The sequence below is a fragment of the Massilia sp. CT11-108 genome, from assembly GCF_047302915.1.
Classification (GTDB): Bacteria; Pseudomonadota; Gammaproteobacteria; order Burkholderiales; family Burkholderiaceae_D; genus Telluria; species Telluria orientalis.
On sequence record NZ_JBKYMO010000686.1, the window covers coordinates 1 to 2,418 of the forward strand.

Below are 2,418 nucleotides of genomic sequence, written 5' to 3' on the forward strand. Positions count from 1 at the left end.
GTGCCGCGCGATGCGTTCTGCGGCGCCGTCGAGGGCTGCGTCGCGGCCTTGCGCTGCCGGCTGGAGCGCGAGGAACACGAGTTGTTCCCGCTGGCGCGCGCGGCGGTCGGCGGCGATGCGTGGTTCGCGATCGCGAACCAGATGCTCGCGCACGATGCGTACGCACAAGAGCACCGCGCCGATCCGCGCCGCCTGCGTCACGAACTGGTCGGGCATGCCGGCCACGATGTGCATGGGCGACGGCATGCGACGCTGACCGCGGCCCACTGACACTATCGATATTGTTAGTGGGAAATGATGAACAATTGCTCGCACGCGCCAGGCTGGTGTCACGAGGCCATCAGGGTTCTTTGCTATGATGGCGATTTTGGAAGTGCGATTTCATCATGTTCGAGTTCCTATTCAAGCGGCCGGGCGACAAGCCCGGCGACAAGCCGGCCGGGCAGGGAGGACAGGCGGGGGCGCAAGCGGAACCGTCCGCGTCCGCCGCCACGCATTCGTCCAACCATCAACGCGTGGCCCAGGCTGAAAAGCTGGGCCGCATCGGGGATGATGAAGCCGCCGCGGTGGAATTCATCCTCCAGTGCGAATTTTCCGAACTGCGGCTTGCAGCCGCCGAGTTCGTTCACAGCCCGGCGCTGATCGAGCGTGTGCATACCGCGATGCGCAATACCGATCGCCGCGTCGCCAAACTGATGCAGTCGCGCCTCGACGCGCACCGTCACCGCGAAGCCGAGCACCGGCGCGCACAGGCCGCCGTCGAGCAGGCCGAATCCCTCCTCAAGGATGCGTTGCTGACCCCGAACCACGTGGCCGAGCTGGACCGCAGATGGTCCGTGATCTCCGCGCCCGAACTCGATGCCACGTTCCAGACCGCGCGCGCCGCGCTGGCCCGGCGCCTCGAAGCGCAGGTGGCCCTGCAGCGCGCCATGATCGACCGCGTGGCTGCCTTGCGCCAGCTGGGCGGCGCCGGCCTGTCGTCAGCGGAACTGGGGCAGCGTCTGGATGTGCTGGCACAGGAACAGGACGAGGCCCTGCGTTCGCCCGAACACCCGTCGCTGCCGCGTGCCCTCGTCGCCGAATTCGCGGCCGGGATGGAGAAGCTGCGCGCCGGCATGCAGGTGCAGGAAGCCGGCCAGGCCGCGCGCGCCGCGCGCGCCGCATTCATCGACGCCCAGCAGGCGAAACCGGTTGCCGAGCTGAATGCGGAGACGCTGCGACGCGAATGGAAAGCGCTGCCGCATCTGCCCCAGGACGAGCAGGCCGCCGAACTGCAGCGCCGCTTCGACGCTCTGCTGGCCACGGTGCCGCAGGCCGAGCCACGCAAGCCGAAGGAGCCGCGCGAGCCCAGGCCGGCGCAGGAAGGCGCCGTAAAAGCCCCCGCCAGGGAAGGCATGAAGGACAACAGGCCGCGCGGTGCGGACCAGCATTTCATCGATACGATGGATGCGATGGAAGCCGCCCTGCAACAGGGCTCGCTGGGCGCCGCCGCCGACCACGACAAGACGCTGAAGGACGCGCGCGAAAAGGGCATGCGCCTGACGCCCGCGCAATCCGACCGCCTGGCCCACCTGCGGGCCGAGCTCAAGCGCCTGTCCGACTGGGCGCGCTGGGGCGGCAACGTGTCGCGCGAGGAACTCATCAAGACAGTCGAGGCCTTGCCCACGCAAAACCTGGCGATGAGCGAGCTGGCCAAGAAGGTCGGCAGCATGCGCGACCGCTGGAAGGCGCTCGACAGCCTGTCCGGCGCCGCGCCGAAGAGCCTGTGGGAGCGGTTCGACGCCGCCTGCACGACTGCCTATGCGCCGGCCGCTGCCCACTTCCGCCACCTGGCCGACGAGCGCCATGCGAACGCGGCACGCGGCCAGGCGCTCGTCGAGGAAGCGCAAGCCGAGATCGCGCGCCTGCGCGAGGGCAGCGTCGAGTGGAAGCACGTGGCGGGCACGGTGCAGCGGCTGCGTCTCGCGTGGAGCCACCTGGGCGCCATCGACCGCAAGGAAAAGAAGCGCCTGGACGCCTTGTTTGCCGATGCGCTGAACGTGCTGCAGGGGCCGCTCGAAGAGCAGCGCAAGGCCGAGATGGCCGAGCGCGAAGCCATCATCGAGGAAGCCGCCGCCATCGATCCGCACGACCGCCACGCGATCGACACGATGCGCGCCCTGCAGCAGCGCTGGCAGGACCATGCACGCTCGCTGCCGCTCGAACGCAAGAGCGAGCAGGCGCTGTGGCAGCGCTTCCGCGCCGTGTGCGACGACGTGTTCCAGCGCCGCAAGGAAACGATGCACGAGGCCGACATCGAGCGCCGAGCGCACGAGGCCGCCAAGGAAGCCATCAGCGCGCGCCTGGAAGCGGCGGCGGACAGCGTCACGCCGGCCACGGTCGGCAAGCTGCTGCGCGAGGCGCAGGCGGAATGGCAGG

At 69.3% G+C, this 2,418-nt stretch carries 1 protein-coding gene and 1 pseudogene; both read left to right on the forward strand.

The features are described 5' to 3' along the window. Nucleotides 1–270: pseudogene (locus ACEN88_RS29430) on the forward strand (hypothetical protein); the annotation flags it as partial. Nucleotides 271–386: 116 nt separating this feature from the next. Beyond that, a partial coding sequence (locus ACEN88_RS29435) for a DUF349 domain-containing protein (protein ID WP_413345394.1) occupies nucleotides 387–2,418 on the forward strand: 2,032 nt, incomplete at its 3' end.